The sequence below is a fragment of the Microbispora sp. CSR-4 genome, assembly GCF_008033685.1.
In the GTDB taxonomy this organism is placed as follows: Bacteria; Actinomycetota; Actinomycetes; order Streptosporangiales; family Streptosporangiaceae; genus Microbispora.
Genome location: NZ_VJVX01000163.1, coordinates 1 through 1,450 on the forward strand (window position 1 = coordinate 1; position 1,450 = coordinate 1,450).

The window sequence follows — 1,450 nt, forward strand, 5'->3', positions numbered from 1 at the left end:
GCTGCCTAATGCTTTTGTCAAGCCACCGCAGCCCGGACATGGCTAGGGTCGTACGGCCTCCTGTGCCGCAGAATCGCGTGCAGGACGTTGACACGGCGGCGGGCCAGGGCGATGAGGGCCTGGTGATGCCGTTTGCCTGCGGCGCGTTTGCGGTCGTAGAAGGCCCGGCTGGCCGGGTCGCAGCTGATAGCGATGAAGGCCGACTGGTAGAAGACCCGCTTGAGGGCCTTGTTGCCTGCCGTGGCGCGCTGCAAGTAGCGGACCTTGCCCGACTGCTTGAGCACCGGGGCCAGGCCCGCGGCCGAGGCGAGCTGGTCGGGGCTGGCGAATCGGGCAATGCCGCCGGTTTCGGCGAGGAACTCCGCAGTCAGGGTCGCCCCCATCCCCGGCAGGCTGAGGATGAGGGCCGCATCAGGGTGGCGCGCCAGCACCTCCTGGATGCGCGCATCGAGCTGGGCCAGCCGTTCACGTCCGGCCAGCGCTTCGGCCGCCAGGTCGCGGATGATGTCCGCAGCCACCGTCTGCCCGGGGACGGCGATGTGCTGGGCTGCCGCGGCGTCGATCGCCGCCTCGGCCAGCGCTCGGACCATCGACGCCTTCACATGCCGCACCTGGCGCAGATGGGCCAGTACGTCCTCCAGCCCGGCGTCGCGGATCTCGGCCGGAGTGACGAAGCGGGTCAGCAGGTGGAGACCGAGCTTGCCGGTGACATCGACCACTCGCTCCAGGCCGGGGTGGATCGAGGTGAGCAGATCCCGCAGGCGGGCGGCCCGCCGGGTGGCGTCGGTGACCAGCTCCGCACGCCGGCCGACCAGCAGCCGCAGTTCGGCGTCCAGTTCCCGGCCCGGCTGCACTGGTCGCAGGTCATCGCGCATGCGCACCTGATCGGCGATCACGCGGGCGTCCTTGGGGTCGCTCTTGCGCTCCCCGCCCACGGTGGCGCGCCGTGCCCGGTTGACCGCCATCCCCGGCACATGGACCACGGCAAGGCCCGCGTGCAGCAGCATCGCCTCCAGCAGGCCGGCGATACCACCCAGCACGTCGATCCCGACAGTGGCCGGGCCGTGCTCGGCCTGCGCGACGGTGATGTGCTCGATCAGCTCGCCAATGGCACCGGGGGCGTTGTCGAAGCGGCGGCTGAGCAGCACCTTCCCGGTCTCAGCGACCTTGATCTCGGCCCAGTGGAACTCCTTGGAAACGTCGATACCTACAGCGACGGCCATGCCACTCCTTCCTCTCCCGTCACTGCCATGCAGCCTCTCCTCGCCGTCCATGCCCTACATAGCGATCAATCGCAGTGCCTAATCAGCGGTCAAGGAGAAGCGACGAGGCAGGGGGCCGAGCCTCCCTTGCCATCGAGGGCAGCCAGCGTGAGAGCCATCCCTGCCTCGTTCGCACACCCCGATCTTCTACACCAACCGGAGCGCGCTCGCACTCAAGAAGGTAGGGC

Annotated in this window: 1 protein-coding gene; it reads right to left on the reverse strand. The window is 69.2% G+C overall.

Annotated elements, in window-relative coordinates:
• Positions 1-17: 17 nt before the first annotated feature.
• The gene (locus FLV34_RS39220) at positions 18-1,223 is read right to left on the reverse strand and encodes an IS110 family transposase (RefSeq protein ID WP_142625424.1); all 1,206 of its coding nucleotides are present in this window, start codon (positions 1,221-1,223) and stop codon (positions 18-20) included.
• Positions 1,224-1,450: the final 227 nt, after the last annotated feature.